The following is a 24,840-nucleotide window of genomic DNA, read 5'->3' on the forward strand; positions in this document are numbered from 1 at the left end:
CTCAGACCGGGTTCTCGCCTCCGTCGCGACCGAGGGCCGCGCAGAAGAGGTGGTAGCGCTCCTCGAGGGGATCGCGCAGGGCCTCGTCGGGGTCGACGGTCGATCGACGCCCCGCGAAACGCTCGGCGACGACGCCGATCGTCTCCCCGCCCAGGGCCGCCGCCGCCAGCACCGCCGCGCCCGCGGCGCTGCCCGCCCCCTCCGAGACGATCACCGTGCGCGCGAGCACCGTCGCCCGGATGCGGTTCCACACCCCGCTCGCCGCCGCCCCGCCGGCGAGATGGTGGCGTCGCCGCTCGACGCCGAGCCCGGCCAGGCGTTCCAGGCCGAACCGCTCGACGAAGGCGACGCCCTCGTAGACCGTGCGGAACCGAGCCGCGGGGTCGTCGGCGGGAGCGGCCGCGCCCGGCACGCTCACCGAGAACCCGGCGAATCGCGGATCGGCGATCGGGAAGCGCTCGCCGATCCGCGCGAGCGGATACGCGACGACGGCCGACGGCCCGACCGCGGCGATCCGTTCGGCGTGACCCGCCGGATCGAGGCCGGCGGTGATGCCGCTCGCCAGGACGCCGGCGCCGCTGTTGGAGGCGCCTCCCGGCCAGAACAGGCCATCGGGGGCGACGTGCGAGTACACGCCCGTCGCCGCGTCGACGACGTCGCGGGGCGCCACCGCCTTGATCACGAGCGTGGTTCCGAGCACGCCGACCGTGTCGCCCTCGCGGACGGCGCCGGTCGCGATCTGCCCGGTCGCCCCGTCGGTCATCCCGGACACGATCACGACGCCGGTGGGCAGGCCCCAGTCAGCGGGGCGCGACACCTCCCCGATCACGCGTCCCGGTCCGACCAGGTCGGGCAGGTGGTCGCGGGGCATCCCCACGACGGCGAGCGCCGCGGCGTCCCAGGCGGCGGTGACCGGATCGATCCCGCTCTTCAGCGCGTGCGAGGTGTCGGAGGGCAGCAGCCGCCCGGCCAGTGCCGCGATCACGACGTCGGGAGAGAACACGTAGCGCGCCACCCCACCGGCTGCCGCGCCGTGCATCCACGCGGCTCGGGCCAGGGCGGCGGACGGCCTCGCACCGAGACCCGCCTCGGCGAGGGCGCGCAGGTGCCCGGCACCGCGCGGGTCGTCGTACAGCACGGCGTCGCCGACCGGCACCCCGTGGGCGTCGACCGGCACCACCGTGCCCGAGGTGCCCGTGATGCTGAGCGCGCGCACCTCGCCCGCCCGCCCGCCGAGGTCCGCCGCCACGCCGCGGACCAGGTCGCGCACGACGCCCGCGTAGACGGCGGGCTGGGTGCGCTCCCCGTGCGCACCCGTGACCGCCATCGGGGCGCGACGTTCGCCGAGGGTGTGGCCGGATGCGGCATCCACCGCGCGGACGCGGGCACCGGCGGTCGCGAGGTCGATCCCGAGGACGATGCTCACCCGGGCGACCCGATCCGGTCGAGAAGCCGGGTGGCGAGGCCCTCGAGGCTGCGCACCACGATGTCGGGCTCGGCGAGCTGCTCGGCGGTGGGGTGGTCGGGCGCCTCGCCCCGCAGCAGCCACACGGTGCGCAGGCCGAGCGCGCGGGCCGGGCGCACGTCGGTGTCGAGCCGGTTGCCGATGTGGACGGCCTGCTCCGGCCGCACCCCGGCCTGGTCGAGACACCACGCGAACAGCTCGGGCGACGGCTTCTCGAACCCGACGATCGCCGAGACGCCCCAGACATCGACGAACGGCGCGACGCCGTCGCGCTCGAGCGCCCGGACGACGTCCTCCTCCTGGTTGGCGAGGACGCCGAACCGCACGCGGCGATCGAGGGCGCGCAGGAACGGCAGCACGTCGTCGTACATGGTGCCCGCCGGATGCACCCAGTGCGCCCGGGTGCGCTCGTGCAGCTCCGCGCGGCGCTCCCGGCCGCCGAGGAACTCCTCCGCGAGCGTCGCGCGCAACGACCCGGCCTGCGCCGCGCGCTGCGCGTCGTACAGCTCGCGGAAGCGGTCGCGATCGGCCGGCGCGACGCCGTCGGCGGCGCGGAGCTCGTCGAGGGCCGTGAGAACCGCGACCACGAAGTTCTCGTCGTCGTAGATCGGCCCCCCGACATCGCAGAAGACGGCGGCGAGCCCCGCCATCAGGCCGTGCCCGCGAGGTTCTTGCGCCGCTCGGCCATGTCGGTGCGCTCGAAGTAGTGCGACACGGCGTCCTCGCCCAGGCCGCTGATCCCGCCGATCGACAGCGCCTGCACCCGGGCCCTGGCCCCCTTGACGGTCATGAGCGTGATCGCCTCGATGGCATCCGCGCTCCCGCCGATCGCGACGATCCCGTGATTGCCCAGCAGCACGACCGACGGCAGCTCGCCGTGCTCCGCCGCGTAGCCGCGCAGGCGATCGAGGAACAGACGGCCGAGGGCGATGCCGGGTGCCGCGTACGGCACGAAGAGCGGCACGCCGATGACCACGGCCTCATCCGAGTACACCCATTGGGCGAAGGCCGTCTCCGCGTGCACGCTCGCCAGGAGCCCGAGCACCGCCGTCGGATGGGTGTGCGCCACATACGCGGTCGGCCGCACCGACTGCACAGCGGCGTGCACGAGCGTCTCGATCGAGCCGCGGCGCCGGATGCCGTCGTGCTCGCCGGCGTCGAGCATCGCGGTGAGGTCCTCCTGCGTGGCGGACGCGTCCTCCATGAGATCGACCAGCGGCGGCACCTCGGTGACGACGAAGTCCTCGCGGGCGGCTCCCGCCATGAACGATCCGGAGGCCTTCACGAGCATGCGGCCGTCGTCCAGGCGCATCGAGGTGTTGCCCTCCGCGAGGACCACGAAGTCCTTGGCGGGATCGCCGAGGCGGTGCGTGAGGGCGAGGAGCTCGTCGGGCACGAGGCCGGGCTGCCAGGCGGTGGCCATGGTTCTTCCTTCAGGGTCGGGCGTCGTGCGCTCGGGCGAGCGCGCGCGCGGGATCGGGGCGGCCGCTCGACGCGCGGACCACCAGCTCGGGGATGAGCAGCTCGTGGCGGTGCACGTGCACGGCACCGCGATCGATCTCATCGAGGAGCAGACGCACGGCTCGGCGGCCGAGCCGCTCGCGGGGCTGCCGCACGGTGGTCAGCGGCACGGTCGCGGCCTCCGACCACGAGAGGTCGTCGAAGCCGACGATCGAGACGTCGTCGGGCACCCGGATGCCGGCACCCGCGAACTCGAGCAGCAGGCCGAGCGCGATGAGGTCGTTGCCGCACATGATCGCGGTGGGCAGGTCGCCGGATGCCCGCGCCGCGAGCTGCGCGCCCGCCGCCCGGCCGTCGGTGATCCGCCACGAGTCGGTGACGATCCGCTCCGCGACGATGCCCGCCTCGGCCAGCGCCCCCGCGAATCCCGCGAACCGCCGATCGACCTGCAGGCTGCTGCCGAGGTTGCCGACGAACGCGATCCGGCGATGGCCGAGCGCGATGAGGTGCTCGCCGGCGAGCCGCCCGCCGGCGACGTCGTCGGTCTTGACCCAGCAGCGGGTGGAGCTGTCGTCGACGCGGTCGACGTAGACGAGCGGGATGCCGCGCGAGTCGAGGCGCTCCAGGTCCTCCGCCGACGCGCGCACCGGGGCGATCATGATGCCGTGCACCCGCTGGCGCACGAGCACCTCGAGGTTGTCCTGCTCACGCTCCGCGTCGTCGCCGTTGTGGATCATGACGACGCCGACGCCGAGCTCCTTGGCCTCGGCCTCGGCGCCCAGTGCGACGTCGACGAAGAACGGGTTGGCCAGATCCGCCAGGGCGAGCCCGAGGGTGCGCTGGCGGCCGGCGGGGAACTTGCGGGCGTGCTGGATGGGCGTGAAGCCGAGCTCGGCGATCGCCGCGAGCACCCGCTCCCGCGTGGGAGCGGAGACGTATCCGGGGCGGTTCAGCACGTTGCTGACGGTGCCGGCCGAGACGCCCGCGTGGCGGGCGACATCGTGGATCGTGGCCATGTCCGTCCTTCGCTCAGCCCGGATGGCCGGGGCCCGCGACGCAGAACGCCGCAGGCCCCGGCATGGTGTCCTGCTAGAAGGAGAACTTGCCGACGTTCGACTTGTCGAACACGAACATGGGTCCGAGAACGACCTCACCGCCCTTGCCGACCGTGAACTTGCCGAGCTTGCCCGCCTTGAAGGTGTCGCCCTCCTTGCCCGTGATGGTGCCCTTGATCAGGGCGTCCGCCGCGTACGAGGCGAGGTATCCGAGGTCCTCGGGGTTCCAGAGGCCGAACTGCTCGACGACGCCGCTGTTCACGTAGGTCGCCATCTCGCTCGGCAGCCCGAGGCCCGTGACCCACACCTTGCCCTGGAACTGCGGGGTGTCGGAGAGGTAGTGCGCGGCCTCCTTCACCGCGACCGTGTCGGGCGCGATGATGCCCTTGAGGTCGGGGATGCTCTGCATGAGGCCCTGCGCCGCCTGGTACGACTTCTGGTCGTCGTCCTCGCCATACGCGACCTTGGCGATCTTGATCTCCGGGTGGTCCTTCTTGATGAGGGCCGTCATGGCGTCCACCCACGCGTTCAGGTTCGCGGCGTTGGCGCCGCCGGACTCGATCGCGATCGTGCCGCCGGCCGGGCCGAGGTGCTTCGCCATGAGGTCGACGAGACCCTTGGCGATGCCGTCGACGGTCGCCTGGTTGATGAAGACGTCGCGGCAGTCGGTGTCGGTGTCGAAGGCGACGACCTTCACGCCGGCCTTCTGGGCGGCCTTCAGGTCGTTGCAGACCGCGCTCGGGTCGTTCGCCGCGATGGCGATCGCCTTCTGCCCGGTCTGGATCGCGGTCTGGATGAACGGCACCTGGTCGGCCGACCCGGTGGCGGTCGGTCCGACCTCCTTGAACTTCAGGCCGAGGGCGTCGGCCGCCGTCTTGGCGCCCTTGTCCGACGCCTCGAAGTACTTGTTGCCGAGGCTCTTCGGGATGACGGTGATGCTGCCGCCGGAGGAGTCGCCTCCGCCGCCGCCGGAGCCGCCGGTGGCCGCCGCGCATCCGGAGAGGAGCGCCGCCGCGGCAGCGATGGCGACCGCTCCCAGCGCGATGCGCCGGGTCGAGGTCGTTCTGAACGTGAACCTCATTGTCCTGCCTTCCTATAGGTCACTTGGTGCAGTCGGGGTCGAGATGGTGCGGTCATGCGCCTGCCGTGATGACGGAGGCCTTCGCCCGGCGCCGTCGCGAGATGAACCCCGCGACACTGGCGACGACGACGGAGAAGATGAGGGCGGCGCCGGTGACGACGCTGATGGTGTCGGAGCCGACGCCGGCGAGCTGCAGCGTTTTGTTCAGCGCCGCGATGAGCACGCCGCCGGCGATCGCTCCGAGCAGGGTGCCGCGGCCGCCCCAGATCGAGACGCCGCCGAGCACGATGGCCGTGACCACCTGCAGCTCGAGGCCGAGACCGTTGGTGCCGATCGCGTTGCTGTACTGCAGCGTGTAGTACACGCCCGTCGCCGACGCGACGAGCCCGCTCAGGATGAACAGGGTCAGTCGGGTGCGGTTGACCCGCACGCCCGAGAAGGCGGCGGTCTCGGGGCTCAGCCCGATCGCGAAGACGCCGCGCCCGAACGGAGTGAAGTGCAGGAGCACCGCGAAGGCGATGGCGAGCACCACGACCGCGACGGTGATGATCGGGATCGGCGCCCCGGTGAACAGCGGCGAGCCGACGAACGAGGTGACGTCGATCGGGAACTTCGTGATCGCCGTGGTGCCCAGCAGGCCGACGGCGATGCCGCGGAACAGCGCCAGCGTGCCGATCGTGACGGCGAGGCTCGGCAGCCCGACGAAGGTGACGAGGACGCCGTTCAGCGCCCCGACGAGTCCCCCGGCGACGACGGAGACGATGCCGGCGAGGGGCAGGGGCACGCCCGCCTGGAACATCAGGCCGAAGATCGCGCTCGAGAACCCGAGGATGCTGCCCACCGACAGGTCGATGTCGCCGGTGATGATGATCAGCGTCACCGGCAGGAGCATGAGCAGGATCGGCGCCGAGTTCAGGATCATCGTCAGGTACGTGTACGGCTGCGCGAAGTACGGCACGGTCGTGGTCGCGACGATCAGCAGCAGCACGATGGCGGCGATGATGGCCGCCTCGGTGCGCAGCAGGAGGCGGCGCCAGAGCGGCCGGCCGTGCGTCCGGTACGAGGCGGCGGCCTTCTCGACGGCGGCCGAGTCCACGGCGGCCGTCGCGGTGGCGGCGGTGGTGTCGCTCATGCCGCACTCCCCCTTCTCTTGGCCCGGCGGGTTCGGGTGATGAACAGGATGCGGTCGAGCAGGATCGCGCCGACGATGAGGATGCCGACGATGGCCTGCTGCCAGAGGCTCGGCACACCGAGCACGGGGAGCGCGTTGCTGATGGTCGCGAGGAAGAAGCCGCCCAGCGCGACGCCCCAGATGGTGCCCGAGCCGCCGACGATCGCGACGCCGCCCACGACGGCGGCGGCGACGGCCTGCAGCTCATACCCGGTGCCCACCTGCGCGTCGCCGGTGGCGAAGATCGCGAGATAGACGAGCCCGCCGAGGCCGGCCAGGGCGCCGCTCGTGACGAACGCCGCCAGGGTCAGCCGGCGCTCCCCGAGACCGAACAGGGTGGCGGCCTCCGGGTTGGAGCCGAGCGCGTACAGGTCGCGCCCCGACCGCCGGCTGGTCATGAACCATCCGATCAGCAGCACGACCACGAGCACGACGAGCAGCAGCACCGGGATGCCGAAGAACTGCAGCGTGCCGAACGAGCGGTACTGCGCGGGAAGCCAGCTGGAGCGGATGAAGTGCGGCCCGATCCACAGGATCGCGATGCCGCGGTAGGCGTACAGCGTGCCCAGCGTGATCACCAGGGACGGCACCCGCAGGAAGGCGACCAGCAGGCCGTTGACGAGTCCGAGCACCGCCCCGAGCGCGATCCCGATGAGGATCACCAGCACGATCGGGATGCCGGGCACGTTGGCGAAGAGGGTGCCCGCCGTGTAGGTCGACAGGCACAGCACCGACCCGACCGACAGGTCGATGTTCCGGGTGATGATGACGATCGCCTCACCCAGGCTGATGAGGATCAGGATGGTCGGCTGGCGCAGGAGCTCGCGCCAGCCGCCGTCGCTGAAGAGGAAGCCCGGCTGCGAGATGCTGGTCAGCGCCACGAGCGCGACGATGAGGACGACCAGGCCGAGCTCGCGGGCACGGACCAGCTTGCCGAGGAACGACCGCTGGCCGCCGACCGGCGGGAGGGTGTGCGCGACGCTCATGCTGCGGCCTCCGCTGCGTGCGTGGCGGCGAACATGACCTTCTCCGGCGTCGCCGCCTCCCGGGTCAGCTCCGCGGTGATCCGGCCCTCGCGCACGACGAGCACGCGATCCGCCATGCCCAGCACCTCCGGCAGCTCGGACGAGATCATCAGCACCGCGACGCCGGTGCCCGCCAGCTCCGAGAGGAGGCGGTGCACCTCCGCCTTGGTGCCCACGTCGATGCCGCGCGTCGGCTCGTCGACGATCAGCAGCTTCGGCTGGGTGGCCAGCCATTTGCCGAGCACGACCTTCTGCTGATTGCCGCCGGAGAGCATCTGCGCCTCGGCGTCGAGTGCGAAGGTCTTCACCTGCAGGCGTGCGGCCCAGGTTCGGGCGCTCGGCTCCTCGCGCGCGGAGGTGATGAAGCCGAGCCGCGCGAGCTTGTCGCGGATGGCGAGCGTGATGTTGCTCTGCACGCCGGCGGTCATGGCCAGGCCCTGCTTGCGCCGGTCCTCGGGCACGAAGCCGATGCCCAGCCGCATCGCGACCGCCGGGTTCCTGCCCGGCACCGCCCTGCCGGCGATCCGCACCGATCCGGAGTCGTACGGGTCGACGCCGAAGACGGCGCGGGCGATCTCGCTGCGGCCGGCGCCGACGAGCCCCGCCAGGCACACGATCTCGCCGGAGCGCACCGTGAAGCTGACGTCGTCGAACACGCCGGCGCTCGTGAGGTGCTCCACCTCGAGCACCGGGTCGCCGATCTGCGCCTCCTGCTTCGGGAAGAGGTTGTCGACGCTGCGGCCGACCATCTGCCGGATGATCTCGTCCTCCGTGGTGGTCGACGTCTCGTTGGTCGCCACGTAGCTGCCATCGCGCATGACCGTCACGACGTCGCACAGGGCGAACACCTCGTCGAAGCGGTGCGAGATGAAGATGATGCCGCGGCCCTCGTCGCGCAGCTGACGGGCGATGCCCATCAGGCGCTCGACCTCGACGCCGGACAACGCGGCGGTCGGCTCGTCCATGATGATGACCCTCGCGCCGACCGAGATCGACTTGGCGATCTCGACGACCTGCTGGTCGGCGATCGAGAGTCCGCGCGCGTCGCGGTCCGGGTCGATCGGCACGCCGAGTCGCTGGGTCAGCTCGCGGGTCTCGCGCCGCATCCGGGCCCGGTCGAGGGTGCCGAAGCGCGTGTACGGCTGGCGCCCGACGAACAGGTTCTCGGCGACCGTCAGGTCGGGGAAGAGCGTCGGCTCCTGATAGATGACCGCGATGCCGGCATCCTTCGCCTCGCGGGTGTTGTGGAAGTCGACGCTCTCGCCGTCGAGCAGGAACTCGCCGGCGTCGCGGCGGTACAGGCCGCCGATGATCTTGACCAGCGTCGACTTGCCGGCGCCGTTCTCGCCGATGAGGGCGTGGATGGAGCCCGCCCGCAGCGTCAGGTCCGCGCCGGCCAGCGCGGCCACCGCGCCGAACGACTTGGTGACGCCGTGCAGTTGAAGCAGCGGTGTGTCGGTCATGCGGCTTCCACCTCGATCTCGATCGCGTACGACCTGCTCTCGCCGGGCTCGAGCCGCGGCAGCTCGCCGGCGGCCCGAGCGGCCGCCCGGCCCTGGATCTGCGCGGTGTTGGCGGGCTCCAGGCCGAGCACGTAGTGCTTGGTCGCGGTGAGCTTCCACTGGAAGATCGCCGGGAGGGCCTCCGAATACCGCAGCGTCAACGTCAGCCCGCGGGCCTCGTTCGTCACGCGGGCGACGCGGTCGTCGCCGGCGACGTGGACGTACACCTGCTCGCGGGTGCCGACCACCGGCTCGCCGATCTCGGCCCGGCGATCGAACCCCGCGGCGGCGTCGGGGTCGCGCGGGGCGACCGATCGGGCGGGGATGTCGACGACGGTCCCGGCGTCGAGCAGCGGCCACCCGAGGTTCACGTGGTACAGGACCATGTGCGGATGGGAGCGCTCGCCCTCATTGGTCACGGTGTCGTCGATCCGGAACGAGGTGGAGCCCACGCGGGAGGTGATCCGGCGTCGCAGCAGCAGGTTCTCCTGGAAGACGCCGGTCTGGCGCACCTCGCCGGCGACCGTGATCAGCTCGCGGGTGGCGACGACCTCCGTGACGCGGGCGGGCACGTGGCCGATGCGGCCGTGCATCCCGGCGACGCCGTCCTCGTCGTCGGCGGGCGGGCCGAAGCTGTCCAGCCCGCAGGTCGTGACGAGTCCGCCGCCGAAGGTGCGCAACCAGCCGCGGCCCTCCGGCTCGTAGGCGTCGGGGCGGGTGATGCCCGACGCGGAGAGCCATGCGAGCGGCAGGCCGTTGATCGTGGCCGCCCCGATGTCGAGCGCCCGGTCCGGGTGCACGTCGAACTCGAGGCCGCCGCCGTTGACGACCCGGAGGCGGCGGGCGCCGCGCGCCGGACCGTCATCCTCCACGAATCGATCGACGCGGGCGACCTGATCGAGCGAACCGACCCGGAGGAGGGCCGACTCGACCGGGGCACCGAAGATGTCAGCCAACGGGACCAAGCTCCCGGTTGCCGGGACCGAAGTGCTTGAGGATGACGATGTCGTCGGTCGCGCTGCGATTGCTGATCGTCACGCCGGCGCGCGCTGCCGCCTCCGAGACGAAGAACTCGTCCTGGCTGAGCTGGCCGTAGCGGATCAGGGTGGCGGCCTGCGCGTCGTGCACGCCGAAGGTGCCGGAGCCCTGCACGAGGAGGGCGCCGTACGCGTCCTGGTCGGTGACGGTCACGGTCTGGCCGGGGCGCACCGTGAGCTCCTTCGCGCTGAACGAGTTCGAGCGGAAGACGATCCAGTTCTCCACGTACGCGCTGCCGCCGTCGGCCTCCGAGGTCGCGGTGGCGTACGGCCGCATGAAGCGGTTGGGCACGAAATCCACGTCGACGTTCTTGTCCCAGTCGAGCAGGTCGGTCACGAACTCGTAGTCGCCGTGGTGATCCTCGGGAACGTCCTTCCAGAGCAGTGCCTCCGGCACCTCCTGGTTGTTGCTCCACGATTCGCACATCGCGAACAGGTCGTTCGCGGCCTGCGGCTCGTAGGTGCAGATGCTCGCGGGCGCGTGCAGCACGCCGGCCGGGATGTCCCACCCCGTGCCAAGTTGCGTGCGGTATCCGAGCGAGAGGTCGGTGATCCGGTTGTCGCCGCCGTCGGCGAAGCGGCGCAGGCGCTCGATGAACTGCTCGCGCGTGACGCCCGGCTGCAGGCCGAGGAACGAGATCGGCTGAGTGCCGAGGTTGTCGTTCATATGCGGCGAGTAGTAATACGCCTCGGGCTTGCCGACCTTGCCGAGCTGCGCCGCCATCTCGTCCGTGTGGTGCACGTGCAGCGGCAGCGGCATCAGGTTGTCGAAGAACTTCGAGTACATCGTCCAGGCGCCGAAGGCGTCCCAGAGCCGGGAGCCGATCACGTCGGCGCGGTGGTGCGCGACGAACTCGTCGAACGGGAGCAGGCCGCCGTCGGGGTCGACGACGAGGCTGAGCCCCTCATGAGCACCGGTCAGCGGTCCGTTGTCGGCGCGGATCGCGGAGGCGAGCCAGCGCTCGTCGATGCCGCCGCGCCCCTGACCCAGCGGGAAGTAGTCGTCGGGGTGCAGGCGGATGCGCTTGCCCGGCGTGCAGAACGCGCGCGGCACCCAGGCCGGAGCGAGACGGACGATGCCGTCGCCGGCCTCCAGTGCGCGGTCGTAGGCACTGGCGGATGTCACGACGTTGTCGTAGGCCTCTGAGCTCATCGATGACGCTCTTCCTGGTTCAGGCGTCGCCGTCGTGGCGACGCTGCCGATCGATTGGGTTCAATGAACCACGTCCGGGGACAGTAACACCGCGTCCCGGCTGCGTCAATATTCCGGATCGACACACGTTCGTTCCCCGCCAGAATCAGGCATCGGGGCCCTCTCCTGTTACAATTGGAGGTGAAGTTAACATCAGACTCACACGCGAAGGGGCAACCATGGCCACCACCGGCAGCACGGAGTCGGAGGCCCGCCGCAAGCTGCTGCTCGCCTCGCTGGAACGCGAGAACGTCATCCGGCTGACCGAGGCCGCCGACACGCTCGGCGTCTCGGCGATGACCATCCGCCGCGACCTCGACGACCTCGAGAGCGAGGGCCTCCTGAGGCGGGTGCGCGGCGGCGCGATCTCCGTCATCGGCCCGCGGCCGTTCGAGGAGCGACGGGCCGTCCGGTCCCGCGCGAAGGAGGTCATCGCCGAGAAGGCGATGGGGCTCGTGCCGCGATTCGGCTCGATCGCCCTCGACGCCTCCACCACCGTCGGCACGATGGCGAGCAGGCTGGGACCGCGGTCGGGGCTCATGGTCACCACGAACTCGCATCCGACCTACGCGATGCTCAAGGGCACCGTGGGAGTGACACCGATCCTCGTCGGCGGCGAGACCGAGGAGGCGACCGACACCTTCGTCGGCCCGCTCGCGGTGCAGGCGGCGCAGTCGCTGCGCTACGTGCGGTTCTTCGCCTCGGCGAGCGCCGTCGACGCCTCGTTCGGCACCACCGAGGTCTCGCTCGCCGAGGCGCAGATGAAGCAGGCGTTCGCGCAGGTCTCGAAGGAGGTCGTGCTCTGCATGGACTCCTCGAAGCTGCGCCAGGAGTCCATCGCCGCCGGTCTCGAGCTCTCCAAGGTGGCCGTGCTCATCACCGAGCTCGCCCCGGACGACCAGCGGCTCGAGGAGTTCCGCGACCTGGTCGAGCTGCGCTGACCCGGGCCGGGCGCCGTGTGACTTTTCGTGTGAAGTCTTGTTACATTTCACACCTGCGCACATTCCGCCCTATCATCGCGGTCAGACCCTCCACGGATGCAGGAGCACCAGCACCATGACCAACCCCACGGCGGCCGAGCTGGTCGCACGCAGCAACCGGCTCGGCAGCGACCCCCGGATCACCAACTACGCGGGCGGCAACACGTCGGCCAAGGGGACCGAGATCGACCCCGTCACGGGCGAGCCCGTCGAGCTGCTGTGGGTCAAGGGGTCCGGCGGCGACCTCGGCACGCTGACCCCCGCCGGGCTGTCGGTGCTGCGCCTGGACCGCTTCCGCGGACTGCGCGACGTCTACCCGGGCGTCGACCGCGAGGACGAGATGGTGGCCGCCTTCGACTACTGCCTCCACGGCAAGGGCGGCGCCACGCCCTCGATCGACACCGCGATGCACGCCCTCGTCGACGCCGCGCACGTCGACCATCTGCATCCGGACGCCGGCATCGCGATCGCGACCTCCGCCGACGGCGAGGAGCTCACGGCGACGATCTACGGCGGCCGGGTCGTCTGGGTGCCCTGGCGCCGCCCCGGCTTCCAGCTCGGGCTCGACATCGCCGCCATCAAGGAGCAGAACCCGGATGCCGTGGGCTGCATCCTCGGCGGCCACGGCATCACCGCGTGGGGCGACAGCTCCGAGCAGTGCGAGGCGAACAGCCGCTGGATCATCGACACCGCGCAGGCGTACATCGACGCGCACGGCTCGGCGAACCCCTTCGGCGACGCCGTCCCCGACAACGCCCCGCTGCCGGAGCCGGAGCGCCGCGCCAAGGCCGCCGCCCTCGCCGCCACGATCCGCGGCATCGCATCCCAGGACCGGCCGATGGTCGGTCACTTCACCGACGACCCGCGCGTCCTCGAGTTCCTCGCCGGCGCCAAGGCGGCGCAGCTGGCCGAGGCGGGCACCAGCTGCCCCGACCACTTCCTCCGCACCAAGATCAAGCCGATGCTGCTCGACCTCCCGGCCGGTGCCCCCGTCGACCAGTCGATCGCGCGGCTCACGGAGCTGCACGACGCGTACCGGGCCGACTACACCTCCTACTACGAGGCGTACGCCGCACCCGACAGCCCCGCGATGCGCGGCGCCGACCCGGCGATCGTGCTCGTGCCCGGCGTCGGGATGTTCAGCTACGGCGCCACCAAGCAGACCGCTCGGGTGGCCGGCGAGTTCTACCTCAACGCGATCAACGTGATGCGCGGCGCCGAGGCGCTCTCGACCTACACGCCGATCTCGGATGAGGAGAAGTTCCGGATCGAGTACTGGGCGCTCGAGGAGGCGAAGCTGCAGCGGATGCCGAAGCCGCGCTCGCATCAGGGCAGGATCGCGCTGGTCACCGGCGCCGCATCCGGCATCGGCAAGGCCATCGCCACCCGCCTCGCCGCGGAGGGCGCGTGCGTCGTCGTGGCGGACCTCGACGCCGCGAAGGCGAGCGCCGCCGCCGCGGAGCTCGGCTCGACCGACGTGGCCGTCGGTGTCGCCGTCGACGTCTCGGACGCGGCGGCCGTGAAGGCGGCCGTCGACGCGGCGCTGCTGGCCTTCGGGGGGCTGGACCTGGTCGTGAACAACGCGGGGCTGTCCATCGCCCGCTCCCTCCTGCAGACGAGCGAGGCGGAGTGGGACCTGCTCCACGACGTCATGTCGAAGGGATCGTTCCTGGTGTCGCAGGCCGCGGCGACCCCGCTCATCGAGCAGGGGATGGGCGGCGACATCGTCTACATCTCGTCGAAGAACTCCGTCTTCGCCGGACCCGACAACCTGGCGTACTCGGCGACCAAGGCCGACCAGTCGCACCAGGTGCGCCTGCTGGCCGCGGAGCTCGGCGGCCACGGCATCCGGGTCAACGGGATCAACCCCGACGGCGTCGTGCGCGGCTCGGGGATCTTCGCGTCCGGCTGGGGAGCCAACCGCGCGAAGACCTACGGGGTCAAGGAGGAGGACCTGGGGCAGTTCTACGCCAACCGCACCATCCTCAAGCGCGAGGTCGTGCCGGAGAACGTGGCCGACGCCGTGTACGTGCTGACCGGTCCCGAGCTGAGCCGCACCACCGGGCTGCACATCCCGGTCGACTCCGGCGTCGCCGCCGCCTTCCTTCGCTGAGCGCCCCGTGACCGGAGGGGCCGTCGCCGCCATCGACCTCGGCGCGAGCAGCGGGCGCGTGGTGCTGGGGCGGATCGACGACGGCATCGTGCGGCTGGACATCCTGGAGCGCTTCGCGAACACGCCGGTGCGCGTGTGGGAGGGCTCGGGCTCCGGACTGCACTGGAACCTGCTCGAGCTGTACCGGCCGATCCTGCAGGGGCTTCGCCGGGCGGTCGCCGCCGAGCCCGGGCTGCGCAGCATCGGCATCGATTCGTGGGGGCTCGACTACGGCATCCTGCGCGACGGGGCCCTGCTCGGCAACCCGTACTCCTACCGCGACGAGCGCACCGCCGGCGGCGTGCGGGCGACGCACGAGCTGATCGCGCCCGAGGAGCTGTACGCGATCAGCGGGCTCCAGTTCATGCCGATCAACTCGATCTACCAGTTCACCGCCGACCGTCTCGCCGGTCGCCTCCAGCCCGGTGACACGGCCCTCCTCATCCCCGATCTGATCGGGTACTGGCTCACCGGCGAGGTGATCGCCGAGCGGACCAACGCATCGACCACCGGGCTGCTCGACGTGCGCGCGCGCACCTGGTCGGCGAGCCTGGCCGACCGCCTCGGGCTCTCCGCCGGCCTGCTGCCTCCGATCGTCGACCCTGGCACGGAGGTCGGGACCCTGCTCCGGCCCGTCGAGGTCGAGGTCGGGGCCTCGGTGCCCGTCGTCACGGTGGGCTCGCACGACACGGCCTCCGCGGTCGTCGGCGTTCCCGCCCTCGACGACGACTACGCCTACATCTCGTGCGGCACGTGGGCCCTCGTGGGGGTCGAGCTCGACGGCCCGGTGCTCGACGACGCGGCTCGTGTCGCCAACTTCACGAACGAGGCGGGCCTCGACGGCCGCATCCGGTTCCTGCAGAACATCACCGGCCTCTGGCTGCAGTCCGAGAGCATCCGCACCTGGGAGCGCGACGGCCGCGACATCGACCTGACCGCGCTCCTCGAGGCCGCCGAGGCGCTCGGCACGGGATCGCTGTTCGATGCGAACGACCCGCGCTTGCTTCCGCCGGGCGACATGCCCGCCCGGATCGCGCAGTGCTGCCGCGAGGCCGGGCAACCGGTGCCGCAGAACCCCGCGGAGTTCGTGCGGGCGATCAACCAGAGCCTCGCCGAGGCGTTCGCGGTGGCGGTGCGCACGGCGGCCGACCTGTCGGGCAAGGATGTGAAGGTGATCCACGTGGTCGGTGGCGGCTCGCAGAACGCCCTGCTCTGCCGGTTGACGGCCGACCGCAGCGGACTCCCCGTCGTCGCGGGACCCGTCGAGGCGACCGCGCTCGGCAACGTCATGTCGCAGGCCCGCACGGCGGGACTCGTCACCGGCGGTCTCGACACGCTGCGCGCGACGGTCGCGCGGTCCACGTCGCTGCGCCGCTACGAGCCGAGAAGCGGTGCTCGATGACCCCCGCCCGCCTCTCCGGCAGCGTCGCCGCGGTCGACCTCGGCGCGACGAGCGGCCGGGTGGTGCTCGGCCACGTCGGCGGCGGGGAGCTGCGGCTGACCGACGTCGCCCGGTTCGCGAACCAGCCCGTGCGCACGCTCGACGGCCTGCACTGGAGCGTGCTCGAGCTCTACCGCGACGTCGTCGAGGGGCTCGCGGCGGCCACGCGCCAGGAGCCGCAGCTCGCGAGCATCGGCATCGACTCCTGGGCCGTCGACTACGGCCTGCTGCGCGGAGGGCGGCTGCTCGGCGATCCCTACGCCTACCGCGACGAGCGCAACGCCGCCGCCGTCGACATCGTGCACGGGACGATCGGCGCCGACGAGCTCTATCGGCGCAACGGCCTGCAGCACCTGCCCTTCAACTCGCTCTTCCAGCTCACCGCCGACCGGACCGCCGGCGTGCTCGACCTCGCCGACGCGTTCCTGCTGCTGCCCGACCTGCTCGGCTACTGGCTCACCGGGAGCAGCGTCGCCGAGCGCACCAACGCCTCGACGACCGGGCTCGTCGGCGTCGAGAGCGGCGCGTGGGACGCCGACCTCATCGAGCGGCTGGCGCTGCGACCGGAGATCTTCCGCCCGCTCGTCGACGCGGGGACCGACCTCGGCGGGCTCGCGCCGACCGCGGTGCGCGGGGTGGGCGCGACGCGTGCGCGGGTGAGCGCCGTCGGATCGCACGACACCGCCTCGGCCGTGGTCGCGATCCCGGCGACCGGACCCGACTTCGCCTACATCTCGAGCGGCACCTGGTCGCTCGTCGGCGTCGAGCTGGAGCGCCCGGTGCTGAGCGACGCGTCGCGGGAGGCCGGCTTCACCAACGAGGGCGGCGTCGACGGGCGAGTGCGCTACCTGCACAACGTCATGGGCCTGTGGCTGCTGACCGAGTGCATCCGCGACTGGGAGCGGTCGGGGGAGACGGTCTCGCTCGCGGCCCTGCTCGAGCAGGCCGGCGCGGTGACCGCGGACGTGCCGGTCTTCGACGCCGACGACGAGGCCTTCCTCGCGCCGGGAGACATGCCGGCCCGGATCGCCGCGTGGCTCACGGCGCACGACCGGCCGGTGCCGGCATCCCGCGCCGAGCTCGTGCGCTCGATCCTGCAGAGCCTCGCGAACGCCTACGCCGGCGCGGTGCGCAGCGCCGCCCGGCTGAGCGGCCGTGACGTGGGCGTCGTGCACATCGTCGGCGGCGGATCGCAGAACGCACTGCTCTGCCAGCTCACCGCCGACGCGACCGGGCTCCCGGTGCTCGCGGGACCGGTCGAGGCGACGGCGATCGGCAACGTGCTCGTGCAGGCGCGCGCGCTCGGCTTCGCGTCCGGTGATCTGGAGGCGCTGCGCGCGCTCGTCGTGCGCGCCTTCCCCGTGACGACCTATCGCCCGCGGTCGTCTCACTAGCCTGGCGAGCGTGACCGACCCAGAGCGCATCGCCTACGGACCCCTCGAGCTGAACTACGGGCTCCTCCATCGCGCGACCGGCCCCTCCCGGGGCACCGTGGTGCTGATCCACGGCGGATTCTGGCGGTTCCGGCCCGAATACATGGACGGCCCCGTGCCGCTCGGCGCGGCGTTCGCCGAGCGCGGCTGGGATGTCTGGGAGCCCGAGTACCGCGCCCTCGGCGCCGGCGGCGGCTGGCCCGCCACCCTCGACGACGTGGCGGCCGCGATCGACCACCTCGCCGAGCTGCACGCGTCGCACGGCATCGCCGCCGACGCACCCGTCACGGTCGGCCACAGCGCGGGGGGCCATCTCGCCGTCTGGGCGACCACCCGCGACGAGCCGCGCGTACCGGTGCGCGCCGCGATCAGTCTCGCGGGGGTGCTCGACCTGGCGCTCGGCGAGCGCGAGGGCATCGGCACCGGGGCGGTCGTGGGGTTCCTCGGCGGCACATCGGCCGAGCATCCGGAGCGCTACGCCGCGGCGGACCCGGCCGCGCGCATCGTGCCGGACGCCCGGGTGCGGATCGTGCACGGCGACACCGACGACGTGGTGCCGATTTCGCAGGCGCACGCGTACGTCGCCGAGGCGACCGCGGCCGGTCAGGACGCGCGGCTCGACGCCGTCGCGGGCGACCACGACGTCGTCATCGACCCCGCCGATCCGAGCTTCGCGATGACACTCGCCGCGCTGGAGGAACTCACCGTGCCCCACCCGCCGGTCGGGTAGCGCCGTCGGCGCGTATCGAGGCCTCGGCGCCGCGCGACATTGTTCGACAATCTGCTACCTTGTCGAGCAATGTCCGCTCCCGCCAGCGTGCTGCCCGGCACGATCGCCGACGCCCTGCGCGCCGACGTCGTCGAGACGCGCCTCGCCCCCGGCGAGACCGTGACCGAGGCGGCCGTCGCGCTGCGATTCGGCGTCGCCCGCTCGACCGCGAGGATCGCGATCGAGAAGCTCGTGGCCGAGGGGATGCTGCGCCGCGAGGTGCATCACGCCGCGCGGGTGCCCGAGCTCTCACGCGACGACATCGTCGACCTGTACGCGACGCGCGCGGTCGTGGAGGGCGCCGCCATGCGCTGGCTGGCCGAGCAGGGCGCCGTTCCGGCGGACGCCCTCGCGGCGCACCGCGGCATCCGGGCGGCCGCGAAGGACGGCGGCGCGTTCGCGGCCCAGGACATCGCCTTCCACCGCGCGCTGGTCGCCGGCCAGCGTTCCCCGCGGCTCGCCCGCGTGCACGACCAGCTCATGGGCGAGATCGAGCTCGGCATCGGGCAGGTGCAGGCGCACGGCCTGATGTCGGCGATGACGATCGCCGAGCAGCACGAGTACGTGCTCGCCGCGGTCATCGCCGGCGACGGCGAACGCGCGGAACGCCTCGCCCGCGAGCACGTGATGAGCGCCCGGGACGCGCTCCTCGCCCACTTCGACACCACCCACCGACCGGAGGACTGATCCATGGTCCAGCGCCAGTTCCCGAAGCCCGCCCAGGTCTTCGAGCTCATGAAGTTCAAGAAGCCGGTCTGGAGCGCGAAGGAGCGCCGGCTCAGCGCCGCGCTCACGATCGACGACCTCCGCCTGATCGCGAAGCGGCGCACACCGAGGGCCGCGTTCGACTACACCGACGGCTCCGCCGACGACGAGATCTCGCTCACCCGTGCGCGCCAGGCCTTCCAGGACATCGAGTTCACGCCCGGCATCCTGCGCGGGATGTCGGACGACGTCGACACGACCCGCACGATCCTCGGGGGCCCCTCCGCTCTCCCGTTCGCGATCGCGCCGACCGGCTTCACGCGCCTCATGCAGACCGAGGGAGAGACCGCGGGGGCCGCAGCGGCGGGGGCGGCCGGCATCCCGTTCACGCTGTCGACGCTCGGCACGACGTCGATCGAGAACGTCAAGGCCGCCAACCCCGGCGGCCGCAACTGGTTCCAGCTCTACGTCATGCGCCAGCGCGAGATCTCGTACGGCCTCGTCGAGCGCGCGGCGAAGGCCGGCTTCGACACCCTGCAGTTCACCGTCGACACCCCGGTCGCCGGCGCGCGGCTGCGCGACAAGCGCAACGGGTTCTCGATCCCGCCTCAGCTCACGCTCGGCACGATCGTCAACGCGATCCCGCGCCCATGGTGGTGGGTCGACTTCCTGACGACCCCCAAGCTCGAGTTCGCGTCGCTCTCCTCCACCGGCGGCACGGTGGGCGAGCTGCTCGACGCCGCCATGGACCCGTCGATCTCGTTCGCCGACCTCGACGTCATCCGGGGCATGTGGTCGGGCAAGATCGCGATCAAGGGCGTGCAGTCGCTCGAGGACGCGAAGAAGCTCGCCGACCTCGGGGTCGACGCGATCATCCTGTCGAACCACGGCGGCCGCCAGCTCGACCGGGCGCCGATCCCGTTCCGGCTGCTGCCGCACGTCGTGCGCGAGGTCGGCGACGACGTCGAGATCGGCGTCGACACCGGCATCATGTCGGGCGCCGACATCGTCGCGGCGATCGCGCTCGGCGCCGACTTCACGATGATCGGCCGCGCCTACCTCTACGGCCTCATGGCCGGCGGCCGCGCCGGCGTCGACCGCACGATCGCGATCCTCGCCGACCAGCTGCGACGCACGATGAAGCTGCTGGGCGCCGCCTCGCTCGACGAGCTGACGCCCGCGATGGTGACCCAGCTGCAGCGCCTGGTGCCGGTCGCCGCGCCCTGACCGCTGCACCCCGACCTCCGGGCGGCGGCGCTGTGGTGGTCGCCGCCGCCCGGTCGCACACCGGCACGCGTCGCCATCCCGCGCTAGGACGACGCCTGCGACTCCGCCCCGAGCCACGCGCCCGCGATGAGCGTCGCGCCGAGCTCGGTGGGGTGCACGCCGTCGGCGGCGAGCGCCTCCTCGCCGTACTGCCGGGCGGCATCCGCCATCACCTGGGCGAGCGGCACGAAGCCGGCGCCGAACTCGTCGGCCAGCCGGCGGACCACGGCGCGCTTGGCATCCAGGTCCTCCTCGGCCCAGTGCTTCTGGGCCGACGTGACCGGCGCGACGAACGGCTCGACCAGGATGACCCGCGGCGCGATCGTCTCGTGCGCGCGCTTCAGGATGGTGCGGTAGTCGTCCTCGAACGCCTCGGCCGTCGTGGGGTCGCCGCTGTCGTAGCGGCGCCAGGTGTCGTTGATGCCGACGTACACGGTCAGGATCTCGGGATCGTGGTCGAGCGCGTCCGCCTTCCAGCGCGCCCGCAGGTCGCGCACCCGGTTGCCGCCGATCCCGGTGTTGACGATCGGCCGCTCGTCGCCGCGCTGGGCGAGCTCGGTCGCGACCATCCGCACCCAGCCGTGGCCGAGACCCTCGGGATCCTCGCGGCGCCCCGCGTCGGTGATGCTGTCGCCGATGAACACCAGGGGCCGCGCCATGTGGTCAGCCTAGGTCGCGGGGCAGGCGAGGATGGACCCGTGGAATTCTGCATCTTCGTCGAGCCGCAGGAGGGGCTGACCTGGGAGCAGCTCGCCACGATCGCGCGGGAGACGGAGCGCCTCGGTTTCGACGGCTTCTTCCGCTCCGACCACTACATCGCCCCCGATCGCGCGCTGCGCGGCGCCCCCGCGATCTCCGACGCCTGGACGACGCTGGCCGGCCTCGCGGTCGCGACGGAGCGCGTGCGGCTCGGCACGCTCGTGACGCCGGTGACCTTCCGGCATCCGGGCGCGCTCGCGGTGCAGGTGGCGAACGTGGATGCCATGTCGGGCGGGCGCGTGGAGCTCGGGTTCGGCGCGGGCTGGAACGCTCCGGAGCACGCGGCCTACGGCATCCCGTTCCCCGGCAAGCGCTTCGGCCTGCTCACGGAGGCGCTCGAGGTCATGACCGGGCTGTGGGCGACCGCGCCCGGCGAGACGTTCTCGTTCGAGGGCGAGCACCTCCGCCTCGACCGCGCCCTCGGGGTGCAGCGCCCCGTGCAGGACGCGATCCCGCTCATCATCGGCGGGGGCGGCGCCACCCGCACCCCGGCGCTGACCGCCCGGTTCGCGACCGAGTACAACACCGGATGGGAGCCGGATGCCGTGATCGCCGAGCGCTTCGCCCGCGTCGTCGCCGCGTGCGAGGCGGCCGACCGCGACCCGGAGACGCTCGGCCTGTCGGTCGCCCTCACGGCCACGATCGGCGCGACCCCCGCCGACGCGGATGCGCGGGCCCGCGCGATCGGGCTCGACCCGGCCCGGCAGCGCACGCACGGCCTGCACGGCACGCCCGCGCAGGTCGCCGACCGTATCGCCGACCTGGCCGGGCTCGGCGCCGGACGCGTCTACCTGCAGCTGCTCGACCCCACCGATCTCGAGCAGCTCGAGCTGCTCGTCGAGGCGACGCAGGCCGCCGGATGAGCGCCGGCGACCTCGTCATCGTGCTGCCGGGCGGGGGCTACGGCACGCACGCGCCGCACGAGGCCGAGCCGGTCGCCGAGTGGTTGGAGGGCCTGGGCGTCGCGGCGAGCGTGTTCCGCTACCCGGTCGCGACCCGGCACCCGGGTCCGCTGAACGCGGTGCGCGCCGAGGTGCGCCGGGCACGAGCAGCCGGCGCGACGCGAGTGGCGCTGCTCGGGTTCTCGGCGGGCGGACATGCGGCCGGGATGGCGGCCCTCGCCCCCACGGCGGCGCCCGACGAGCGCGTCGACGCCGCGATCCTGTGCTACCCGGTCGTGTCGATGCAGCTGGCCACCCACGCGGGGTCGCGCCAGAACCTGCTGGGGGACGCCCCGACGGACTCCGAGCGCGCCGCGACCTCGCTCGACCGGCTCGTCACGCCGCAGGCGCCGCCGTTCTTCGTGTGGCACACCGTCGCCGATCGGGCGGTGCCGGTCGAGCATTCGTACCTGCTCGGCTCGGCCCTCGCGGCGGCCGGGGTGCCGCATGAACTGCACGTGTTCCCCGACGGGGTGCACGGCATCGGGTTCGGCGCGGATGTGCCCGGAGCGAACGCGTGGCCGCGGCTCTGCGCCGACTGGCTCGAGCGCGGAGGATGGGTCACATGAGCAACTGGAACGACACCGTGCTGCAGCAGTTCCACGACAACGGCGGGTTCGTCGAGCGGTTCGGCCGCCGGCTCGTCGTACTGCACACGATCGGGGCGAGGTCGGGCGCGCCGCGGGAGAACCCGGTGATGGGGCTGCCGGAGGGCGACGGCTGGATCGTGGCCGCCACCTTCGCGGGCCAGCCGGTGGATCCGGCCTGGGCGCACAACCTGCGGGCGCACCCGGATATCGACGTCGAGGTCGCCCTGCCCGACGCCGGGATCGAGAAGCACGCCGTGCATGCGACCGAGGTGGCGGAGCCCGAGCGCTCCGAGCTGTGGAAGCGGTTCCTGGCCGCGTCACCCGGGTTCGCGTCGTACGAGGAGAAGACCGACCGGGCGTTCCCGATCTTCCACCTGACGCCGCGCTAGATCTGATCGACCGACGGCCGAGACGGCCGTCGGCGCTGGCGTCGCGGCGGAGGCCAGAAATGGCCTCCGCTCATAGCTCCAGCGCGCCGAGGAGGTTCGTCGCGACGGTGGAGTGCACCGACTCCGTGTCGGAGGGGTGGTAGATGCCCGCGAGCACGTCGCGCTGCAGGCGGGCGAGCTCGCTGCCGGCGCCGTACCCGCCGCCGCCCGCGAGCCGCATCGCCTGGTCGACGACGTAGCGCGCCGTCTCGGTCGCGCGGTGCTTGGCGCCGGTGAGCTTGCGGAACCAGTCCCCGCCGTGGTTCACGAGGCCGTCGACGTCGGCGGCGAGGGTCTCGAGGTCGGGGGCGAGCGCGTCGAGGGCGAGCGCGGCATCCGCGACCCGCCAGCGCAGGTCGGGGTCCTGCGCGTAGGAGAGCCCGGTGCGCATCGAGGTGCGCCGCCTCGTCGCCTCGACGCCGAGCACGAGCGCCCGGTCGGCGATCCCGGCGTAGACCGATCCGATCAGCAGGAGGAAGTTCGCGAAGATCGCGAACACGAACGGGTCGGCGTTCGGTCCGATCGGCAGGAACCGCGAGATCCGCTCGTCGGGGACGAACGCCCCCTCGAGCCGCGTCGTGTTCGACTGCGTCGCGCGCATGCCGAGGGTGTCCCAGTCGTCGAGCGTCGTGACGCCGGGGGCGTCGGACCCCGCCGCGTCGCGGGTCAGGAACCCGTGCACGAGCCGCGGCCCGTCCGGGCCGTCCTCCTGCCGCCCGAACACGCCGAGGCGGGTCCACGCCGGGGCGAGCGAGGTGAAGATCTTGGTGCCCGTGAACGCGAAGCCGCCCTCGACCGCGTCGACGCGGGTGCGCGAGTCCCACAGCACGAGGTCGTTGCCCGGCTCGCTGTTGCCGAACGCGAACAGCTCGCCGGCCTCGGCATCCCGCAGCACCCAGTCCAGGGAGCCGTCGCCGCGCTCGTGCAGCACCCGCGCGACCCCGGTCCAGACCAGGTGCATGTTGATGCCGAGCGCGGTCGCCGGAGCGTACGCGGCGAGCAGCCGCTGGTCGCGCGCGGTCTCCAGCAGCGGGCGCGGCGCGAGATAGCCGGCCTCCCGGAGCGCATCGAGATCCTCGGTGAAGAACGCGTTGTCGCGGTCGTAGCCGGCGGCGCGCGACCGGATGCCGTCGAGCAGCTCCGGGGTCAGCGCGCGGGATTCCTGGGTCGCCACGCGCCCAGGCTAGTCAACGGGCGCCGGTGCCGCGCGGGTTCCGGCCGCGATCGCGGTGGCGACCGACGCGGCGGCCACCAGGGCGATCGCGACGACCGAGCCGGCGATCCCGAGCACGGGGGCCAGCGCGCCGCCCCCGAGCACGAGCACGGCGGCCGGGATCGCGACCGCCGCCGGGAACCCCGGGCGATCCAGCAGCGGCGCGTGCAGCGCCCAGATCAGCAGGAGGGCGGCTCCCGCCGGCACGGCGAGCGACAGGCCGACCACGAGCTGCTCGCCCGGGGCGGGCCGCGCCCCCACCTGCACGGCGGCATCGAGCGCCGCACCCACCGCCGCGAGCGCGGCGAACAGCAGGTAGTGGCCGTAGCCCCAGACGAACGAACGCTGCCGCCGACGCGCGAGCCCCTCCCCGGCGGGCTGCAGGAAGTAGGCCCACCAGAGCGCGACGAGCAGCACGAATCCGGCGATCGCGATCGTGACGAGCGGCGCGGTGACGCCGTGGGCGGCGAGCGCCGCATGCAATCCGTTGACCGCGGCGAGCACGGTCTCGCCGAGCAGGATCAGCACGAACAGTGCGTACCGCTCGGCGATGTGGTGCGGATGCCACGCCAGCCCGCGCCCCCGCTCCGCCCACAGCGGCGTCGCGAACTCGAGCACGACGAGCACGAGGAACGTCGGCAGGAACAGCCACCCGACGTCCGGCAGCAGCAGCCGAGCGCACCACAGGATCTGCACCACGAGAACGCCGCCGCCGTAGCGGAGGGCGACCGGCCGCCCCTCGGGATGCTCGATCGCCGCCCGCACCCAGAGCGCGATCTGACCCAGGCGCATGATGACGTAGCCGAGTGTGACGACCGCGAAGTCGTCGTGCGCGAACGCGTTCGGCACGCCGGCCGCGAGCACGAGCACGCCGGCCATCTGCAGCACCGCGAGCAGGCGGTACACGACGTCGTCGGTGTCGTACGCCGAGGCGAACCAGGTGAAATTGATCCAGGCCCACCAGATCGCGAAGAACACGAGCAGGAACGGGATGATCCGCGGCGCCACCGTGCCGTGCTCGATCGACGGAGCGAGCACGGCGACGAGCGAGCCGACCGCGACGACGAAGACGAGGTCGTAGAGGGCCTCGAGGGGGCTGGATGCCCGGAACGCCTCGGTCGTGTCGCGCGCCCGCATCCGGATGTGCACGGGCCCGCGCCGGATCATGCGGTGA

At 72.4% G+C, this 24,840-nt stretch carries 23 protein-coding genes; 10 read left to right on the plus strand and 13 right to left on the minus strand.

What is annotated here, in order from left to right:
* Window position 1: 1 nt before the first annotated feature.
* From ABD285_RS03275 to ABD285_RS03320, 10 genes are all read right to left on the minus strand, one after another.
* Window positions 2–1,426, minus strand: a complete 1,425-nt coding sequence (locus ABD285_RS03275) for an FGGY family carbohydrate kinase (protein WP_344200258.1) — start codon at window positions 1,424–1,426, stop codon at window positions 2–4.
* On the minus strand, window positions 1,423–2,115 hold the full coding sequence (locus ABD285_RS03280) for an HAD family hydrolase (protein WP_344200261.1): 693 nt from the start codon (window positions 2,113–2,115) through the stop codon (window positions 1,423–1,425). The genes ABD285_RS03275 and ABD285_RS03280 overlap by 4 nt, the downstream gene beginning before the upstream one ends.
* Window positions 2,115–2,888 (minus strand): class II aldolase/adducin family protein, encoded by a 774-nt coding sequence (locus ABD285_RS03285; RefSeq protein WP_344200264.1) that lies wholly within the window; start codon window positions 2,886–2,888, stop codon window positions 2,115–2,117. The genes ABD285_RS03280 and ABD285_RS03285 overlap by 1 nt, the downstream gene beginning before the upstream one ends.
* A gap of 10 nt (window positions 2,889–2,898) precedes the next feature.
* The gene (locus ABD285_RS03290) at window positions 2,899–3,942 is read right to left on the minus strand and encodes a LacI family DNA-binding transcriptional regulator (protein WP_344200267.1); all 1,044 of its coding nucleotides are present in this window, start codon (window positions 3,940–3,942) and stop codon (window positions 2,899–2,901) included.
* A 73-nt stretch (window positions 3,943–4,015) separates the two neighbouring features.
* On the minus strand, window positions 4,016–5,062 hold the full coding sequence (locus ABD285_RS03295) for a rhamnose ABC transporter substrate-binding protein (RefSeq protein ID WP_284253872.1): 1,047 nt from the start codon (window positions 5,060–5,062) through the stop codon (window positions 4,016–4,018).
* Between the two features lie 52 nt (window positions 5,063–5,114).
* Window positions 5,115–6,194, minus strand: a complete 1,080-nt coding sequence (locus ABD285_RS03300; RefSeq protein WP_344200270.1) for an ABC transporter permease — start codon at window positions 6,192–6,194, stop codon at window positions 5,115–5,117.
* Window positions 6,191–7,219, minus strand: a complete 1,029-nt coding sequence (locus ABD285_RS03305; RefSeq protein ID WP_344200273.1) for an ABC transporter permease — start codon at window positions 7,217–7,219, stop codon at window positions 6,191–6,193. Before ABD285_RS03305 ends, ABD285_RS03300 begins: the two co-directional genes overlap by 4 nt.
* On the minus strand, window positions 7,216–8,721 hold the full coding sequence (locus ABD285_RS03310) for a sugar ABC transporter ATP-binding protein (RefSeq protein ID WP_284253873.1): 1,506 nt from the start codon (window positions 8,719–8,721) through the stop codon (window positions 7,216–7,218). Before ABD285_RS03310 ends, ABD285_RS03305 begins: the two co-directional genes overlap by 4 nt.
* Window positions 8,718–9,716 carry an aldose 1-epimerase family protein gene (locus ABD285_RS03315; RefSeq protein WP_284253874.1) on the minus strand — a complete coding sequence of 333 codons (999 nt, stop codon included), beginning with the start codon at window positions 9,714–9,716 and terminating at the stop codon, window positions 8,718–8,720. The genes ABD285_RS03310 and ABD285_RS03315 overlap by 4 nt, the downstream gene beginning before the upstream one ends.
* The gene (locus ABD285_RS03320) at window positions 9,709–10,950 is read right to left on the minus strand and encodes a cupin domain-containing protein (protein ID WP_284253875.1); all 1,242 of its coding nucleotides are present in this window, start codon (window positions 10,948–10,950) and stop codon (window positions 9,709–9,711) included. Before ABD285_RS03320 ends, ABD285_RS03315 begins: the two co-directional genes overlap by 8 nt.
* Window positions 10,951–11,168: 218 nt before the next feature.
* On the opposite strand from ABD285_RS03320, the gene ABD285_RS03325 reads away from it, so the two are divergent.
* The 7 genes from ABD285_RS03325 to ABD285_RS03355 all read left to right on the plus strand — a co-directional run bounded on the left by ABD285_RS03325 (window position 11,169) and on the right by ABD285_RS03355 (window position 19,696).
* Window positions 11,169–11,930, plus strand: coding sequence for a DeoR/GlpR family DNA-binding transcription regulator (locus ABD285_RS03325; RefSeq protein WP_284253876.1), 762 nt, complete (start codon window positions 11,169–11,171; stop codon window positions 11,928–11,930).
* A gap of 115 nt (window positions 11,931–12,045) precedes the next feature.
* Window positions 12,046–14,082 carry a bifunctional aldolase/short-chain dehydrogenase gene (locus ABD285_RS03330; RefSeq protein ID WP_344200278.1) on the plus strand — a complete coding sequence of 679 codons (2,037 nt, stop codon included), beginning with the start codon at window positions 12,046–12,048 and terminating at the stop codon, window positions 14,080–14,082.
* A gap of 7 nt (window positions 14,083–14,089) precedes the next feature.
* Window positions 14,090–15,523, plus strand: a complete 1,434-nt coding sequence (locus ABD285_RS03335; RefSeq protein WP_284253877.1) for a rhamnulokinase — start codon at window positions 14,090–14,092, stop codon at window positions 15,521–15,523.
* On the plus strand, window positions 15,520–16,956 hold the full coding sequence (locus ABD285_RS03340; RefSeq protein ID WP_284253878.1) for a rhamnulokinase: 1,437 nt from the start codon (window positions 15,520–15,522) through the stop codon (window positions 16,954–16,956). The genes ABD285_RS03335 and ABD285_RS03340 overlap by 4 nt, the downstream gene beginning before the upstream one ends.
* Before the next feature lie 10 nt (window positions 16,957–16,966).
* Window positions 16,967–17,725, plus strand: a complete 759-nt coding sequence (locus tag ABD285_RS03345) for an alpha/beta hydrolase family protein (RefSeq protein WP_344200283.1) — start codon at window positions 16,967–16,969, stop codon at window positions 17,723–17,725.
* A gap of 69 nt (window positions 17,726–17,794) precedes the next feature.
* A complete protein-coding gene (locus ABD285_RS03350; protein WP_284253880.1) occupies window positions 17,795–18,451 on the plus strand; it encodes a GntR family transcriptional regulator in 657 nt (218 codons plus the stop codon).
* Between the two features lie 3 nt (window positions 18,452–18,454).
* On the plus strand, window positions 18,455–19,696 hold the full coding sequence (locus tag ABD285_RS03355) for an alpha-hydroxy acid oxidase (protein WP_344200286.1): 1,242 nt from the start codon (window positions 18,455–18,457) through the stop codon (window positions 19,694–19,696).
* 83 nt (window positions 19,697–19,779) lie between these two features.
* Here the strand turns inward: ABD285_RS03355 and ABD285_RS03360 are convergent, their stop codons facing one another.
* A complete protein-coding gene (locus ABD285_RS03360) occupies window positions 19,780–20,394 on the minus strand; it encodes an SGNH/GDSL hydrolase family protein (protein WP_284253881.1) in 615 nt (204 codons plus the stop codon).
* Window positions 20,395–20,433: 39 nt separating this feature from the next.
* Here ABD285_RS03360 and ABD285_RS03365 point away from each other — a divergent pair, with 39 nt between their 5' ends.
* Genes ABD285_RS03365 through ABD285_RS03375 form a run of 3 tightly spaced genes read left to right on the plus strand, consistent with a single transcriptional unit; the run spans window position 20,434 to window position 22,414 of the window.
* Window positions 20,434–21,357 carry a TIGR03560 family F420-dependent LLM class oxidoreductase gene (locus ABD285_RS03365; protein WP_284253882.1) on the plus strand — a complete coding sequence of 308 codons (924 nt, stop codon included), beginning with the start codon at window positions 20,434–20,436 and terminating at the stop codon, window positions 21,355–21,357.
* A complete protein-coding gene (locus tag ABD285_RS03370) occupies window positions 21,354–22,004 on the plus strand; it encodes an alpha/beta hydrolase (RefSeq protein ID WP_284253883.1) in 651 nt (216 codons plus the stop codon). Before ABD285_RS03365 ends, ABD285_RS03370 begins: the two co-directional genes overlap by 4 nt.
* Entirely contained in the window at window positions 22,001–22,414 is a 414-nt protein-coding gene (locus ABD285_RS03375; protein ID WP_284253884.1) for a nitroreductase/quinone reductase family protein, read from the plus strand. The genes ABD285_RS03370 and ABD285_RS03375 overlap by 4 nt, the downstream gene beginning before the upstream one ends.
* Window positions 22,415–22,484: 70 nt before the next feature.
* Here ABD285_RS03375 and ABD285_RS03380 read toward each other — a convergent pair whose 3' ends face one another.
* A complete protein-coding gene (locus ABD285_RS03380; RefSeq protein WP_284253886.1) occupies window positions 22,485–23,627 on the minus strand; it encodes an acyl-CoA dehydrogenase family protein in 1,143 nt (380 codons plus the stop codon).
* Between the two features lie 9 nt (window positions 23,628–23,636).
* Window positions 23,637–24,833 (minus strand): low temperature requirement protein A, encoded by a 1,197-nt coding sequence (locus tag ABD285_RS03385; protein ID WP_344200294.1) that lies wholly within the window; start codon window positions 24,831–24,833, stop codon window positions 23,637–23,639.
* Window positions 24,834–24,840: the final 7 nt, after the last annotated feature.

The organism is Pseudolysinimonas kribbensis, from assembly GCF_039531715.1.
In the GTDB taxonomy this organism is placed as follows: domain Bacteria; phylum Actinomycetota; class Actinomycetes; order Actinomycetales; family Microbacteriaceae; genus Pseudolysinimonas; species Pseudolysinimonas kribbensis.

What these genes read in the sequence shown, in the direction of transcription:
- ABD285_RS03305 (WP_344200273.1), bottom strand. Translation starts at nt 7,219, where the DNA reads ATGAGCGTCGCGCACACCCTCCCGCCGGTCGGCGGCCAGCGGTCGTTC.
- ABD285_RS03300 (WP_344200270.1), bottom strand. Translation starts at nt 6,194, where the DNA reads ATGAGCGACACCACCGCCGCCACCGCGACGGCCGCCGTGGACTCGGCC.
- ABD285_RS03310 (WP_284253873.1), bottom strand. Translation starts at nt 8,721, where the DNA reads ATGACCGACACACCGCTGCTTCAACTGCACGGCGTCACCAAGTCGTTC.
- ABD285_RS03375 (WP_284253884.1), top strand. Translation starts at nt 22,001, where the DNA reads ATGAGCAACTGGAACGACACCGTGCTGCAGCAGTTCCACGACAACGGC.
- ABD285_RS03295 (WP_284253872.1), bottom strand. Translation starts at nt 5,062, where the DNA reads ATGAGGTTCACGTTCAGAACGACCTCGACCCGGCGCATCGCGCTGGGA.
- ABD285_RS03355 (WP_344200286.1), top strand. Translation starts at nt 18,455, where the DNA reads ATGGTCCAGCGCCAGTTCCCGAAGCCCGCCCAGGTCTTCGAGCTCATG.
- ABD285_RS03350 (WP_284253880.1), top strand. Translation starts at nt 17,795, where the DNA reads ATGTCCGCTCCCGCCAGCGTGCTGCCCGGCACGATCGCCGACGCCCTG.
- ABD285_RS03325 (WP_284253876.1), top strand. Translation starts at nt 11,169, where the DNA reads ATGGCCACCACCGGCAGCACGGAGTCGGAGGCCCGCCGCAAGCTGCTG.
- ABD285_RS03370 (WP_284253883.1), top strand. Translation starts at nt 21,354, where the DNA reads ATGAGCGCCGGCGACCTCGTCATCGTGCTGCCGGGCGGGGGCTACGGC.
- ABD285_RS03330 (WP_344200278.1), top strand. Translation starts at nt 12,046, where the DNA reads ATGACCAACCCCACGGCGGCCGAGCTGGTCGCACGCAGCAACCGGCTC.
- ABD285_RS03360 (WP_284253881.1), bottom strand. Translation starts at nt 20,394, where the DNA reads ATGGCGCGGCCCCTGGTGTTCATCGGCGACAGCATCACCGACGCGGGG.
- ABD285_RS03320 (WP_284253875.1), bottom strand. Translation starts at nt 10,950, where the DNA reads ATGAGCTCAGAGGCCTACGACAACGTCGTGACATCCGCCAGTGCCTAC.
- ABD285_RS03340 (WP_284253878.1), top strand. Translation starts at nt 15,520, where the DNA reads ATGACCCCCGCCCGCCTCTCCGGCAGCGTCGCCGCGGTCGACCTCGGC.
- ABD285_RS03285 (WP_344200264.1), bottom strand. Translation starts at nt 2,888, where the DNA reads ATGGCCACCGCCTGGCAGCCCGGCCTCGTGCCCGACGAGCTCCTCGCC.
- ABD285_RS03290 (WP_344200267.1), bottom strand. Translation starts at nt 3,942, where the DNA reads ATGGCCACGATCCACGATGTCGCCCGCCACGCGGGCGTCTCGGCCGGC.
- ABD285_RS03385 (WP_344200294.1), bottom strand. Translation starts at nt 24,833, where the DNA reads ATGATCCGGCGCGGGCCCGTGCACATCCGGATGCGGGCGCGCGACACG.
- ABD285_RS03280 (WP_344200261.1), bottom strand. Translation starts at nt 2,115, where the DNA reads ATGGCGGGGCTCGCCGCCGTCTTCTGCGATGTCGGGGGGCCGATCTAC.